This is a genomic window from Sorangium sp. So ce145, from assembly GCF_051525985.1.
GTDB lineage: Bacteria > Myxococcota_A > Polyangia > Polyangiales > Polyangiaceae > Sorangium > Sorangium cellulosum_B.
In genome coordinates, this window is sequence record NZ_CP150315.1 from 12,811,545 (window position 1) to 12,826,009 (window position 14,465).

Below are 14,465 nucleotides of genomic sequence, written 5' to 3' on the forward strand. Positions count from 1 at the left end.
TTACCGATACAGGGGCGACCTACTTGTTGAGCGGTGCTGTCGATGCGCAGCGCAGCAAGGCGAGCTTCATCGCTTTTCCGGCCGGGTGCGCCACGAGCAGCGCCTCTGCGGAGGCGGCGATCGGCTCGCCGCGCCCGAGGGCCGGCTCGGCTTGCAGCCCGCCTTCGAGCTCGCCTCTCGCGGTGAGCGCCGCGAGCTGCGTCGGGCCGGACGCGTTCGCGATGGCGAGCCATGCCGCTGCGCCCGCGGCCTTCGCCGGGTCCTGCCCGCCCGGGCCTCGCGCGCCGGGGAGGAGCGCCGGCACCCCGGCGCCCAGGCCCAGCGCGGCCTCGGGCGGGGCGTCCTGGTCGCGATCGCCGCCGACGAGCACGCGCGGCTCGCTGGCGCCGCCGAGCCGCACCAGCACGGCGCTGATGCGCCCTCCGATCGACCCGCTCGGGGTGTCGTCGTCCCGGAAGGCGAGGATGAGCCCGTCGTCGTCGCCGAGCGTCAGGTCGTAGGCCAGCACGTGTCCGTTCTTGGGGGTGACCGCGCGGGGCGTCGCGGTGAGCGCGCCCGTCTCGTCGAGGGGGACCACCTCGATCCACTGGTGGGTGATCGTCTCGCCTGCCGCGGCGGTGTCTTCGTCGCTGTCGTCCTTCTTCGCCGCGGCCTTTCGCGCCGGCTCCTCGGCGCGCGCGATGTACGCGAGCCAGTAGCCGCCCGGCCGGCCGAGCACGCGCGGCATCTCGGCGTCGGTGCTCGGCTGGGAGACCGGGCGGGCCGACGTCACGGAGCGCAGCGTGCCCACGTCGGCCGAGGCCAGCATGATCCGCGATCGCTTGCCGTCGCGGGTCACGTCGTCCCAGACGATGACCGCGCGCTCGCCCGACGCGGCGATGTCGAGCGCGAGCGACTCGTCCCGCCCCTCGGCGAGCTCGGCCCCCCACGTCACGTGGTCCCCTTCGACCCTGGCGACCTTGATCGCGCGCCCGCCCGCGTTCGGCTCGAGCATCGCGGCGAGGATCGCGCCCCCGGCGCCCGCGACGACCGGAGGATCCATGTCCCCGCGCGATCGCGCGAGGCGGACGAGCTTCCCCTGGGCGCCGTCGGCCGAGAGCGTCGCCACCATCGCGACGGTCCCTCCCTCGGCTTCGCGCTGGGCGCCCACGGCGAACCCGCCGGAGAACGTCGTCCCGCGGCCGATCTCGACGGCGAACGGCGCGATGTCTTCAACGCTGTCCGCGCTGTCCGCGCCGCCGCCCCCCGCGCCTTGCTCGGCCCCGCGCGCGGGCGGCGCGTCGCCGATGACGAACGGCGGCGGGCTCGCGGGCGTGCAGCGCGGGGGCTGCGGCCGCGGCGCCGCGCCGGCGTCGTCGGCGTCGCTCGGCGCGGACGCCGCGGGGTTCGCGCCGGGCGGCGCGGGCGCGTCGCTCGTGGCGCCTCCCGGTGTGGAGCAGGCGCGCCACACCACGAGGCCACCGACGACGAGGACGACGGCCAGCGCGCCCTTCCAGGCGACGCCCTCGGGCTCCTCCGCCGGCGGCGGCTGTCGATCTGCGCCCGTGCTCCCCTGGCTGGTGTTCCGCTGGGCGGCGCGCTGGTCGGGATCCATGGGGCGTGGGTGTTAGCGCTGATCGCTCCGCGAGGGCAGGGGGAGCGTATTGCGGCGCCAGATCTGTGTGGCAGTTCGGCCGCCTCTGCGCGGCGCGACGCCGGTTCGCGCGCGCCGGGTCGTGCCGATATCCATCGATGCTCGATATCGACCCTCGAGGGACCATTTCGGGGCGCAGGACCCTGCGAGTTCACCTCCGCCAGGAGGACGAGCGATCACCGAAACAGCCATCTTGTTCCCGAGCCCGGCGTGCGTTTGAGCCAGGCCGATCTTGTCCACGACGGGCCTCCCGACACGGCCCCTCCATGGATAATCAACGACCTGAACGACCCTGGGGAGCGCACGCGCGCAGGCGAGCTCATCGGCATCGCCGGCTGGACCCACGATCGCGGCGCGCGCCGCGCTCCGGGCATCCGGGTGAGCCGAGAACTTCCCCTCCGCCGCCGGCGAGGCTAACGAGCGGCTGTCAGCTTCGTCCGTCCGGCGCCTGGCGCCGCGGCCCTCCTCTCGTTCGTCGTGATGACCAGCCGTCCTCTCCTCGCCGCCTTCCTCCTCGGGCTCGTCGCGCTCTGCTGCGCGGCCTGCGTCGGCTCCTCGCCCACGCCGCTCGCCCCTGCGCTCCGCGGCTCGATCGGCGTCCCGCACCACGGCGTCATCACCGACGCCGTCGAGCTCCCGAAGCAGGGCCCGGGCTACCGGCTGCTCCGCAGCAACGGCATCCGGTGGGGGACGGCGGGGCTGGTCGCCGCGGTCCAGCGCGCCGCGGCGGAGGTGGCGCTGGCGCGCCCCGGCGGCGCGCCGCTCGTCGTCGGCGACCTCTCCGCGCGCTACGGCGGCGCGACGCGGGGCCACCGGTCCCACCGCACCGGGCGCGACGCCGACCTCTTGCTCTACGCGCTGACCCCGGACGGCCGCCCTGTGCGGTCGCCGGGCTTCGTCGCCATCGGGCCGGACGGGCTCGGGCGGATCAGCGATGGCGCCGAGGAGCCCGCGTCGCCGCGCGCCGGGGCGCCGCAGTACGTCCGCTTCGACGTCGAGCGGGAGTGGCTGCTCGTGAAGTCGCTCATCCGCTCGCCCGACGCGCACGTCCAGTGGCTCTTCCTGGCCCGCTGGCTCGAGGCGCTGCTCATCGAGTACGCGCGCGCGCTCGGCGAGGACCCGGAGCTCATCTGGTATGCCGAGAGCGTGCTGCTCCAGCCGCGCGACAGCACGGCGCACGCCGATCACATCCACCTCCGCGTCGCGTGTACGCCGGACGAAACTCTCTCCGGCTGCCTCGGCGGCGGCCCGCAGTGGCCCTGGCTGCCGGCGGTGCCGCAGCTTATTCCGCCGTCGGACGGCGATCTCGCCGCTGCGCTGCTCGACGACCTCTTGCCTGGAAGCGCCGCCGCGGGCTCTCGCGTGGCGGCTCCCGACAGCGCGCTGTGAGCCACCTCCTGGCGCACGGCGACGCGGCCGACGTCTGCGCGGCGCTCCCCGCGGACGTGCGGTTCGATCTCGTCTACCTCGATCCGCCCTTCGGCGTCGGGACGACGATGACCGCGCGGGCGGCGCGCGGCCAGGCGCGCGGCCGGCGCAGGCCGGAGAGCGGGCCCGACGCGTACGACGATCGCGCGAGCGCCGACGCGCTCGTCGCGATGCTCGCGCCGCGCCTCGAGGCCATCCGCGATCGCATGACCGAGGGCGCGACGCTGTACCTGCACCTCGATCACCGCGCGGTCCACGACGCGAAGGTCGCGTGTGATCGCCTGTTCGGCCGCGGCGCCTTCCTCGGCGAGATCATCTGGGCGCCTGGCAACGGCGGCCGGGGCGCGCGCGGCTTCTCGGTCACGCACCAGACGATCCTCCTTTACGCGCGCGCCGCGAGCGAGCGCGGCCAGGTGGTCTACAACGCCGCGGATCCGACGCTCCGCGAGCCGTACGCCGAGACCAGCCTCGCGATGCATTTCAAGCACCGCGACGAGGACGGCCGCCTGTACCGCGAGCGGATCCTCGGCGGCAAGGCGTACAGGTACTATGCCGACGAGGGCCGCCGGCTCGGGAGCGTGTGGAGCGACATTCCCGGGATGGTCGCCAACACCCCGCTGCGCCGCGAGGCCACGGGCTACCCCACGCAGAAGCCGGAACGGCTGCTGGAGCGCATCGTCCGCGCGTCCTCCGCGCCCGGCGCGACCGTCGCCGACCTCATGTGCGGAAGCGGCACCACCCTCGTCGCGGCCGCGCGCCTCGGCCGCCGCTTCGTCGGCGGCGACCGGAGCCCGCTCGCCTTCGCGACGGCGCGGGAGCGGCTCGACCGCGAGGGGATCGTGTACACGGCGTACGAGTCCGTTCCAGCCGCGGACGGCGAGCCGGAAGATCCCTGACGCTGGGCCCCGGCGAGCGCGCTGGGCGATCGAGGAGGGCTCTCCCTCGGCTTGTGGAGCCGTCCGAGCGTTGCAGAGACCCGTTTCAAGGCTTGAGAAGGCCGACTCGGGCGCCGAGTGGCCCGTTTCAAGGCTTGAGAAGGCCGACTCGGGCGCCGAGTGACCCGTTTCAAGGCTTGAGAAGGCCGACTCGGGCACCGAGTGGCCCGTTTCAAGGCTTGAGAAGGCCGACTCGGGCGCCGAGTGGCCCGTTTCAAGGTTTGAATCAACCGTTGCAACCGGTTCGTCCGCGGCTTCGAGGGTAGAGGATAGGCCCGCTCTCCCTCTCGCCCTGGCTCAGACCAGATCGTCTATAGGCCCCGCGCCCTCGCGGACGATCTGCACCTCGCCCTGGCTCAGGTCGATCACGGTCGTCGGCACCGACCCGCCGGTCCCCGCGTCGAGGACGAGGGCGAGCCCCGGGAACCGGTCGTCGATCTCCCCAGGATCGATGATCGGATCCTCCCCGGGAGGCGCCGCGGTCGTGCTGATGAGCGGCCGCCCGAGCGCGCGGACCAGCGCGAGCGCGACCGGGTGGTTCGGCACGCGGATACCGACCGTCTTCTGCTTGAGGTGCACGTACTTCGGCACCTCGCGCGTCGCAGGGAGGATGAAGGTGTACGGCCCGGGCAGGTAGCGCTTGAGGATGCGGTACGTCTGGTTCTCGACGATCGCATAGCGCGCGATGTCGCTCAGATCCGGGCAGATGAACGCCAGGTTCTTGTTCTGGCGCATCCCCTTGATCTGATACACCCGCTCGATGGCCGCCTTGTTCATCAGGTCGCACCCGAACCCGTACACGGTATCGGTCGGGTAGCCGATGACCTCCCCCTTCTGAATGAGATCGATCGCTCGCGCGATCTTGCGGGGTTCCGGGTGATCGGGGTTGATGGGCTGGAGCACGGGAACGCAACCATGGGGCAGCCCGGTCGGCTTCGCCAGTGCTGGCCGCTCGGATGTTCGGCCAGCGTCGGGCAGCCGGGTGCGGGCGCTGCAAGTGAAGCGAGTGAAAACGAGGCGGGGCCAAGCCCCGAGACGCGAGCCGGTCGCACGCGCGACCGGCCCGAGGCGGAGATCGAAGATCCTGGCGGCGGCGCGGCTCGCTACTCCTTGAGCGCCTCGCTGCCGCCGATGATCTCCATGAGCTCCTTGGTGATCGCCGCCTGACGCGCCTTGTTGTACTCGAGCGTCAGGTTGTCGATCACTTCCTTGGCGTTCTTGTTCGCGGCGTCCATCGCCGTGAGCTTCGCGCCGAGCTCGCTCGCCATCGACTCGTAGAGCGCGCGCAGGATCGAGATGTCCACGTACATCGGCACGAGCCGCTCCAGGAGCGCGCCCTTGTCCGGCTCGTAGAGGAACTCCGACGCCGCGGAAGGCGCGCCGTGGCCGCCCTCGTCCCCCTGCTCCTGCTCCTTCGCCGGACCGCCGGCGGGCGGCAGGAGCCGCTCGACGACGACCGTCTGCGTGATGGCGCTCTTGAACTCGTTGTAGACGAGGTAGATCGCGTCGATCTCGCCCTTGTTGAACGGGGCGAGGAGCTTCGCGCCGACGGCCTGGGCCGTCTCGAGGTTGAGCTTGTCCCAGACCCCGGCCAGGTACTCGAGGATCGGCGCGCCGCGGCGGTTGAAGTAGTCCCGACCCTTGCGGCCGATGATCGCGAGCTGGACCTCCTGGCCCGCCTCCGTCCGGCTCTTCCACTCGCGCTCGGCGCGCTTGTTGATGTTGGTGTTGAAGGCGCCACAAAGCCCGCGGTCGCTCGTGAGCACCACGAGCAGCACGCGCCGCTCCGGACGGGTCACGAGCAGCGGGTGCAGCGCCTTCTCGCCACCGGCGGGCGCGCCCGCCTCGCCCTCCGCCCCGATCCCCTCCGCCGCGAGCGCCTCGGCCGCGGGAGCCGCGTCGCGCGTGATCGCCGAGAGCACCTCCTGCACCTTCACGGCGTAGGGCCGCAGCTCGGTGATGCGCAGCTGCGCCTTGTTGAGCTTGGCGCCCGCGACCATCTTCATGGCGCGGGTGATCTTCTGCGTCGACTTGACGCTGGAGATCCGCTTGCGAATGGACTTGAGGCTGGGCACGGCTGCCTACTTTTCCTTTGCCTTCGAGGCGCTCTTCGCGTTCTTCGACTTGGCCTTCGGCGCCGGCGCCTCCTCCTCGTCGTCGCCCGCGCCGTCCTCGTCGGCCGCGGTCGAGGCGCCGCCCGCTTCCACCGCGAACCGCTTCTTGAAGGTGTCGATCGCCTTGGTCATCCGGGACTTGAGGTCGTCGTCGAGGACCTTCTTCTCGCGGATGTCCGTGAAGATCTGCGGGTGCTTCGCCTCGACGAACTTGTAGAGCTCTTCCTCGAAGCGCGAGAGCGAGCTCACCGGCAGGCTGTCGAGCAGGCCCTGCGTGCCGGCGTAGATGATGAGGATCTGCTTCTCGACCGCCAGCGGCACGTACTGGCCCTGCTTCAGGATCTCGGTGAGGCGCGCGCCGCGCTCGAGCTGCGCGCGGGTCTTCGCGTCCAGGTCCGAGGCGAACTGGGAGAACGCCGCCATGGCGCGGTACTGCGCGAGATCGAGGCGGAGCGTGCCGGCGATCGACTTCATCGCCTTGATCTGCGCGTTGCCGCCGACCCGGCTGACCGAGATGCCGACGTTGATGGCCGGGCGGACGCCGGAGTAGAAGAGGTCGGCCTCGAGGAAGATCTGCCCGTCCGTGATGCTGATGACGTTCGTCGGGATGTACGCCGACACGTCACCCGCCTGCGTCTCGATGACCGGCAGCGCCGTGAGCGAGCCGCCCGACTTCGGATCGCGGACGATCTCGTAGTCGCTCGCCTTCGCCTTGTCCGAGAGCTGCTGCTCGAGCTTCTTGATCTCGTCCTTCTTCTCGTCCTTGCGCGCCTGCTCGAGCTTCTCGAAGAGCGCCCCGTCGATCGTCTTCCAGAGCGAGTCCTTCGCCGAGTGCATCCCGTGCGCCCCGACGTGCGCCTTGCCGTCGATGCCGCGGTACGAGGCGTCGCCGCCCTCGATCTTCGTCCCCTTCGACACGACGTAGAAGACGTCGGCCATCTTCGCGGCGCGCTCGAGGAGCCGGGAGTGGAGGTAGAAGACGTCGCCCGGGTACGCCTCGCGGCCCGGCGGGCGGCGGAGCAGGAGCGAGAGCTGGCGGTACGCGACCGCCTGCTTCGACAGATCGTCGTAGATGCACAGCGCGTGGCGCCCGCTGTCGCGGAAGTACTCGCCGATCGTCACGCCGGTGTACGGCGCGATGAACTGGAGCGGCGCGGTCTCGCTCGCCGTCGCGGCGACGATGATCGTGTACTCCAGCGCGCCGTGCGCATCGAGCTTGTCCACGACCTGGCGCACCGTCGACAGCTTCTGGCCGATCGCGACGTAGACGCAGATGACGCCCTTGCCCTTCTGGTTGATGATCGCGTCGACGGCGACGGCGGTCTTGCCCGTCTGCCGGTCGCCGATGATGAGCTCGCGCTGGCCGCGGCCGACCGGGATCATCGCGTCGATCGCCTTGATGCCGGTCTGCATCGGCTCGGTGACCGGCTGGCGCTGGATGATGCCGGGCGCCTTCACCTCGACGCGGCGGCGCTCCTTCGTCTCGAGCGGCCCCTTGCCGTCGATCGGCATGCCGAGCGCGTTCACGACGCGCCCGAGGGTCGCCTCGCCGACGGGCACCTCCATGATGCGCCCGGTCCGCTTGACGGCGTCGCCCTCCTTGATGGAGCTCGTGTCGCCGAAGATGGCGGCGCCCACGTTGTCCTGCTCGAGGTTCAGCACGAGCCCCATCAGGCTGCCGCCCTCCGAGCCGGTGAACTCGACGAGCTCGCCGGCCATCGCGCGGCTCAAGCCGTGCACGCGGGCGATGCCGTCGCCCACCGTGAGCACGGTGCCCGTCTCGGTGACCTGAGCGGCCTTGTCGATATTCTGGATTTGCTTCTTGATGATCTGGGAGATCTCTTCGGCGCGGAGCTGCATGCGGAGTCCTCTGTCGGGAGACGCTTGGGCTGCGGAGTCAACGTCGTCAAGGTCGAGGAGGCGCCGAGCGCCGGGCCACGACCCATCATGAAACAGGGGGGCTTGCTCGCGTCCCCTCAGGTCCTGAGCAGGTTGTCACGGAAGCTCGACAGCCGGGTCCGGAGGCTGCCGTCGATCACCTGATCGTCGATCTGGGTCACCACGCCCGCGATGAGCGAGGGATCCTGCCTGTGGGTGACCGAGATCTTCCTGCCGGTCGCCTTCTCGAGCTCGGCCCGGAGCCGGTCGAGGTAGCCGTCGCTCAGCGGGCCCGCGCTCGTCACCACGGCCCGGGCGACGTTCTGGTCCTGATCGACGAGGAGCGCGAGCTGCCGCGCGATCTCGGGCAGCGCCGCGAGCCGCCGGCGCCGCGCCAGCAGGAGGAGGGTGTTCTTCGTCACGTCCGAGAAGGCGGCGCGGCCGCCGAGCTCGCGGAGCAGCTCCTCGCGCGAGGCCTCCGGGATGAGCGGGTTGTCGAGGACGAGGCGGAGCTCCTCGCTCGCCGAGTACATCGCGCTGGCGTCCCCGATCTCCCTGGCGAGGGCCGCGAGGGTCCCGGTCTCCTTGCCGATCTCGAAGATCGCGCGCCCGTAGCGTCGGGCGACGGACTCGTAGCTCATGTCGCTGCTCCGGTGGTCTGGGCTCCGCGGCGCGCGCCGGCGGAGACGGCCGCGGGGATGGCCTTCAGGTAGTCTTCGTTGACCCGGTCGAGGTCCTGCTGGCCGATGCGCTGCCGGAGCAGCTCCTCGGCCGCGACGACGGCGTTCTGCACCGCCTCCTGGAGGAGCATGGCGCGCGCGGCCTTGAGCTCCTGCTCGGCGCGGAACTCGGCGTCGCGCCGCATCCGGACGCGCCGCTGCTCCGCCTCGGCGAGCACGTGGGCCTTCTCGACCTCCGCCTGCGCCGCGTGCTCGGCCTTGAGCTCGGCGAGCGTCTCCTCGAGCCGCGTGAGCTTGTCCTCGTACTCCTCGAGCCGCTGCTCGGCCTCCTGCTTGAGGCGCGACGCGTTGTCGAGCTCCTGCGTGATCGTCTGCTTGCGCTTCTTCAGCGCCTCCGCGATGGGCTTCCTCCCGAAGCGGACGACGATGAGCGCGAGCAGCCCGAAGTTCAGGACCGACGCGAGGAACGGCGGCGGCTCGTTCTTCGGATCGCAGGGGTTCTGCTCGTTGTGGTAGCGCCAGAGCAGGGCGTTGATCCCGCCCTTCGCGGCCGCCTCGTTGTTCACGCCGATGAGGCCGTGCCACCAGTTGACGTGCGGCGGCGGATCCGTCGGGCCGTGCCCGGGGCAGTGCCCCTCCCCGTGGGAGGCGTGCTCGGGCTGCGCGGGCGGCGGCGTGGGGCGCGCACGGCCGGGCTGCATGCCCGGCGGCCGGAGCCCATGGCCCGGCGGGAGCTGGCGGCCGCCCGGCCCGAGCGGCCGGCCGGGCTGCGCGTCGCGCGGGCGCTGCGGCATCTGCGGCGAGCCCGGCTGCGCCTGGGCAGGCGACGGGATGGGCGGGTGCCCGGGGGGCAGCGCCGGGTCGGAGCCCGGCGGCTGCGTCTGAGCCAGCGCCGTGCCGGCGGCGAGCGCCGCGGCGAGGCCGAGCGCGAGCGAGGAGCGGCGGAGCGGCTTCTTCACTGGCGCACCTCGCGGCCGAGCATGCTGGCGGCGATCTCCGCGGCGAGCGCGGGCTGGGCGGCGGAGAGCTCGCCGCGCATGCGGGCGACCTCGGCCGCGATCTTCGCCTTGCTGTCCTCGAGGATGCGCGCCGTCTCGGCCCGGGCCTCGGCCATGATCTGCGCCTCGATCTTCGCCGTCTCGGCGCGGAGGCGCTCTCGCTCGATCCCGGCCTCGCGCCGGACCTTCTCGATCTCGGCCTCGTAGCGGGTGAGCAGCTCGCCGGCGCGCTCGTCCATCTCGCGCGCCTCTCGCTTGGCGCCGTCGGTGCGCCGCTCGCGCTCCTCGAAGACGCGGAGCAGCGGATCGAACAGGAGCGGCTTGAGCACGACGACGAACGTCGAAAACAGGACGACCTGCGCCAGGAACGTCAGATCGAAGTCGACGGCGATGGCGCTGGCGCCGGACGCGAGGAGAGGGTGCATTGCGTTCGGGTTCACGGGTGCTTGTTCGGCGACGAGGGCGGCGCAGCGCGAGCCGCTCGCTGCCCCACGCCCCCCGGGGGGGCGATTTCGCGAGCCGGCACTAGCACGTGTCAGTCAAAGCTGGAAGGGTTCTCGCAGAGCGGACGAGCCCCTCTTTAACATCACGTCTCCTGACGACGCGCCCGCTCGCCGCTCGCGCTACAGGCCCGCGAGCGAGCGCATCATCTCTTCGAGGCCGGCCTCGAGATCGCCCTCGCTGGCGCGCGGCGCCGGCGCGCGGGTGGCGTCCTCGTCGCGGATGGCCTCGGCGGCGCGCGGATTGCGGAACCAGTCCTCGTCGAAGCGCTCGATCAGGCCGCGCCGATCGCGCGCGGCGAGGAGCGCCCCGGCGAGCCGGACCGCCGCGCCGGGATCGAGCGCCGGGACGACCCCGGCGAGCGCGCCCGGGATCGGCGCGCCGAGCGCGCGCGCGGTGGTCTCCTCGAAGCGGTCGCTCCGATCGCGCGAGGCCCGGAGCAGCACGTGCCCGCCTCCGCCCTGGCCGGCGCCGAACACGAGCGCCACGGTCGCGGCGTCGAGGCGCAGCGAGAGGAGGAGGCTGCGCGCGGTGGCGCGCGCCTGATCGAGCGCGCGGCCCCGCCCGAGCCCGAGCGCGCGGGCGCAGAAGACGGGATCGGCGACGAGGCCGCCGAAGAGCGCGGCGCGGCGCGCCAGCCGGAGATCGAACGGCGCGCGGGAGAGCGCGAACGGCCCGCGCGCTCCACCACCACGCGCGAGCGCCGCGCCGAAGCGGGCGAGCGCGCGCGCGAACGACGCCGCGCCGAGCGGCCGCGGCAGCGGTCCGAGATCGATCGCGACGCCCTCGGTCAGCTTCGTCGCGCGGAACAGCTCCTCGATCCACCGCGGGCCGAGCCGCGCCGGCCACCCCGACGCCGCGTCGCGGCCGACGGCGCGCCCGAGCGCGGCGTGCCAGGTCGGCTCGAGCTCGATCACCGACTCGGTCCGGCGCAGCAGCGCCTCCGCGGCGCCGATCGCCGCGCCGGGAGGGTCGCAGGGGAGCTCGATCGCGCGGAGGCCCTCCTCCGCGAGCCGCCGCGCCGCTTCATGCCTCCGCTCGACGAGCACGCGGGCGGCGTCGGCGACCGCGCCGGAGCCTCGGGCGAGCGCCTCGGCGAAGATCTGCCGTCCGGCGCTCGTCGGATCGGCGAGCAGCCTGAGCCGCGCCTCGTGGGGCGACATCCGCGCCGGCTCGGGCAGGTCGATCGTGACCAGCGGCGCGTGCCAGGCCGTGGCGAGCCGGACGCGGTCGGGCCAGACGACCCGCTCCAGCGTGAGCGCGTAGACCCAGTCGGCGAGCGGGGCCGCGAGGCCGGTCGGGTCCGGCGCGGCGGGTGACGTCGGGCTCGCGAGCCCGAGCTCCGCGCCGAGGCCCGGGGTCTTGCCGGTGAGCTCGAGGTAGGTCGTCCGCGAGCTGACGCGCCGGAAGGGATCGAGCGGGTTCTCGAGCCTGGCCCTCGCCTCGGCGGCGCTCGGGCCGTCCTCGTCTGCGGGGGGGGCCGGACCGCGCCGGGCGAGGTCGCCGTGCGCCGCGCGCCACGCGCGCTCCGCGCGGGCGACGTCCCGGTCGAGGCGGATCAGATCGATCTCCATGCTCATGACGTCATTTACCCGTGCATTACCCGTGCACCGCGGGTGCCGTCCCGAGCCGCCCGGCGATCTCGCCCTCGGCGCGCGCGAGCTCGGCCAGCCGGCCCCGGGTGGCGCCCTCGTCGCCGGCGACCTCGACGGCGAGGTCGACGAGGGTCCGGTAGTGCCGGGCCTCCGACGCGAAGAGCTCCTCGTACAGCGGCGCGAGCTCGTGCTCGCGCGCCGCGAGCCCGTCGGCGAGCAGCCTGAAGCGCTCGCAGGATCGGGCCTCGATGATCGCGCCGACGAGCAGCCGATCGATGAGCGCGGCCTTCGCGTTGCGCGCGCAGGTGCTCGAGGCCGCCTTGCGCAGCTCGCTCGCGTAGACGTCGGTCTCCGGCTTGCCGAGCGCGAGGCCGCGCTGCTCGATCACGTCGAGCAGCGCGCGGAAGTGCCGGAGCTCTTCCTCGGCGAGGTCGACGAGCGCCCGCGCGAGGCGCGGGAGCGACGGCCAGCGCGCGGCGAGCGACAGGGCGTTCGACGCCGCCTTCATCTCGCAGTGCGCGTGATCGGTCAGGAGCGCCGGCAGATCGGCGAGCGCCACGTCAGCCCAGCGCGGGTCGGTCGGTAGGGTCAGGCACAGCACGCAGGGCCGACCTAGAGCAGCCGCGCCGCGGCGAGAAGGGGGAGCCAGGCTTCGAGGCCGGCGCGGCCGCGACGATCGCTCCGGACGCGTCGCAGAGCGACGGTCACCCGCACAGGAGACGGGCCCAGATCGGCGTTTTCGGCGCGCAAGCGCACTCCGGTGCGCTGAGCACCGAAAACGTCGAGGTGGGCCCGTATCCGCAGCGGGTGGCCGTCGCTCTAGAAGCTGTCGGACGAGCCGCGGGTCAGCCCGCTCGACTCTAGGTGGTACGCGAGCCCGACCACGAACGTGGTGGGTCCTCCGCCGGCGAGGGCTCGCCGCACGGTGCCCTCGACCGCGAACTGGGTGCCTACATAGGCGAGGCCGAACGACAGCGCGTGCTGGTCGGCGCCCTGGTCGAAGCGGTAGCCGGCGCGGAGCGGGAAGTGATCGGCGACGAGGTACTCGCCGCCGGCCATGAGGCGGAAGGTGGTGTCGCGGTAAGAGTTGAGGTCGGCGAGCCCGTCGACCTCGATCGAGAAGTCGGCCGTGCCGAGCCCGACGCCGCCGCCGACCGTGGTGGGGAGCAGCCCGTTGTCCGGATAGGTGAGGTTCTGTCCGACGGCCGCGATGTACAGGCTGTCGGTCGCCTTGACGGTGAGCGCGGCGTCGAACGTGAACTCGTCGACGAAGGCGTGCCGGCCGACGAGCTTCCCGTCCTCCCACGCGCGCAGCCCGCCCGAGACGGAGCTGTCGCCGAGGCCGCCCTGGAGCAGGGTCCCGTCCTGCGTGATCTTGGCGTAGCGGCCGGTGAGCCCGACGAAGACGCGCTCGGTGAGGGGGTAGGCGAGGCCTGCCCGCGCGTCGAGGTAGGAGCGCTTGATGCCGCCGTCGTCCATGTCGACGAAGCCGCCCACGAAGGAGAGCGCCCCGGCGAGCTTGCCGGTGACCGAGTCGACGACGACGCCGCCGTAAGCGTGCCGGCCGGCCTCGGGGCTCCCCTGGAAGAGGGCCTGGAGGTGGTAGACGCGGGTCTCCACCATGGCGGACGGGTTGAGGAAGACGGCCGACGTCCCGTTCCCGAGGGCGCGCAGCGCGCCCCCGAAGGCCGCGGCGCGGGGCGTCTCATTCTCTCCGTAGGCGTAGGCGAGCTGGGGCGGCAGCTCGTCGGCCGCCGCCGCCGGCCCTGCGGCCGACGCCATCAGGAGCGCGCCTGCCGCCGAGAGGGCCCCGGTCCGCCAGGCGGCCGCCGCCCGGCGCGACGCCCCCTCCGGCCGCTGCGCCAGGAGTGCCCCCCTTGTCAACCGGATCCCTGACGACATCGCCTCGCCATAGCGCACACCTGGACCCCGGGGGCAAATTCTCGGCTCCTGAAAACCGGCGAACCTCGGTCGCTCTGTGCTGGACGAACTCCGTCTTCCTCAAAAAGCTGGAAAACCCGCCACGTCGAGGCTCTTGACGACGAGATGAGCGGGTTTTGCTCTGCAATCGTGAGCGCGTCGTAAAAATCACCGCCCCGCGTCGGGAGTTTTGGCGCCTCGTGTCCGGCAGCCAGAGGTCGGTCGACGCGAAGCCGACTTCGCAGTGTGTCAGGGACTGAATTTATAACAATAGTATCGGATACTTGAGCCAAGTTTCGCAGTTGGGGATAGACGCCCGGACTCACCCGGTGCTACCTCCGATTCGTCCTCGGGGCGGTTCCGTGCCGCACCGGGTCCTCCAAACGGTGGCCTCGAAAGGGGCGCTGCGGGTTACCGAGCTCTGTGAGGCGGTATGGGGGACGGCTGTGCCGATCTGTCTTTCAATGCGATGGACCTCGACGCGACGGCTGTACCCCCACCTCGATCGGCGTGCTCGGCTGCAGCCGGGCCGGACCCAGGTACAGGAGGGCTGTACTGTTCACCCGCAGTTGGCGGGAGCATGCGGACGATTCCCCGAGGACGAAGCGGCCGTGGGCGGACTGTTGAAAAGTCGACACGCCCTTCGATTACATTCAGAATAACATAGAGATCTCCAGGAGTTAGAGGCGAGTCCTCGCTGTGAGACCTGTGGATAAGTTGGGGGCGACGGTTCTTTCGGTCGCCCCCGAAACCTATTTTCGTGGAGCGGACTTCAGAGCAGCG

At 72.2% G+C, this 14,465-nt stretch carries 12 protein-coding genes; 2 read left to right on the plus strand and 10 right to left on the minus strand.

Features of this window, described 5'->3' with window-relative positions; translation table 11 throughout:
- Window positions 1–19: 19 nt before the first annotated feature.
- Window positions 20–1,594 (minus strand): hypothetical protein, encoded by a 1,575-nt coding sequence (locus WMF34_RS47745; protein WP_437991999.1) that lies wholly within the window; start codon window positions 1,592–1,594, stop codon window positions 20–22.
- 519 nt (window positions 1,595–2,113) lie between these two features.
- Here WMF34_RS47745 and WMF34_RS47750 point away from each other — a divergent pair.
- On the plus strand, window positions 2,114–3,022 hold the full coding sequence (locus WMF34_RS47750; protein WP_044967549.1) for a penicillin-insensitive murein endopeptidase: 909 nt from the start codon (window positions 2,114–2,116) through the stop codon (window positions 3,020–3,022).
- The gene (locus WMF34_RS47755) at window positions 3,019–3,957 is read left to right on the plus strand and encodes a DNA-methyltransferase (protein WP_012241966.1); all 939 of its coding nucleotides are present in this window, start codon (window positions 3,019–3,021) and stop codon (window positions 3,955–3,957) included. The genes WMF34_RS47750 and WMF34_RS47755 overlap by 4 nt, the downstream gene beginning before the upstream one ends.
- A 336-nt stretch (window positions 3,958–4,293) precedes the next feature.
- Here WMF34_RS47755 and WMF34_RS47760 read toward each other — a convergent pair whose 3' ends face one another.
- The 9 genes from WMF34_RS47760 to WMF34_RS47800 all read right to left on the minus strand — a co-directional run bounded on the left by WMF34_RS47760 (window position 4,294) and on the right by WMF34_RS47800 (window position 13,646).
- Entirely contained in the window at window positions 4,294–4,899 is a 606-nt protein-coding gene (locus tag WMF34_RS47760) for an L-threonylcarbamoyladenylate synthase (RefSeq protein WP_012241967.1), read from the minus strand.
- Between the two features lie 200 nt (window positions 4,900–5,099).
- Window positions 5,100–6,071, minus strand: coding sequence for an ATP synthase F1 subunit gamma (gene atpG / locus WMF34_RS47765; protein ID WP_012241968.1), 972 nt, complete (start codon window positions 6,069–6,071; stop codon window positions 5,100–5,102).
- Window positions 6,072–6,077: 6 nt separating this feature from the next.
- Window positions 6,078–7,970, minus strand: a complete 1,893-nt coding sequence (atpA, locus tag WMF34_RS47770) for a F0F1 ATP synthase subunit alpha (protein ID WP_012241969.1) — start codon at window positions 7,968–7,970, stop codon at window positions 6,078–6,080.
- A 116-nt stretch (window positions 7,971–8,086) separates the two neighbouring features.
- A complete protein-coding gene (atpH, locus tag WMF34_RS47775; protein WP_012241970.1) occupies window positions 8,087–8,629 on the minus strand; it encodes an ATP synthase F1 subunit delta in 543 nt (180 codons plus the stop codon).
- Window positions 8,626–9,627 carry a F0F1 ATP synthase subunit B family protein gene (locus tag WMF34_RS47780; protein ID WP_437992000.1) on the minus strand — a complete coding sequence of 334 codons (1,002 nt, stop codon included), beginning with the start codon at window positions 9,625–9,627 and terminating at the stop codon, window positions 8,626–8,628. Before WMF34_RS47780 ends, atpH begins: the two co-directional genes overlap by 4 nt.
- Window positions 9,624–10,106 (minus strand): ATP synthase F0 subunit B, encoded by a 483-nt coding sequence (locus WMF34_RS47785; protein WP_231864629.1) that lies wholly within the window; start codon window positions 10,104–10,106, stop codon window positions 9,624–9,626. The genes WMF34_RS47780 and WMF34_RS47785 overlap by 4 nt, the downstream gene beginning before the upstream one ends.
- 183 nt (window positions 10,107–10,289) lie before the next feature.
- Complete coding sequence (locus WMF34_RS47790; RefSeq protein WP_437992001.1) at window positions 10,290–11,747, minus strand: hypothetical protein; 1,458 nt, start codon at window positions 11,745–11,747, stop codon at window positions 10,290–10,292.
- A gap of 19 nt (window positions 11,748–11,766) precedes the next feature.
- A complete protein-coding gene (gene miaE, locus WMF34_RS47795) occupies window positions 11,767–12,363 on the minus strand; it encodes a tRNA-(ms[2]io[6]A)-hydroxylase (protein ID WP_012241974.1) in 597 nt (198 codons plus the stop codon).
- 218 nt (window positions 12,364–12,581) lie between these two features.
- Window positions 12,582–13,646: a hypothetical protein gene (locus WMF34_RS47800; RefSeq protein ID WP_437992002.1), complete on the minus strand. Its 1,065-nt coding sequence runs from the start codon at window positions 13,644–13,646 to the stop codon at window positions 12,582–12,584.
- Between the last annotated feature and the right edge of the window lie 819 nt (window positions 13,647–14,465).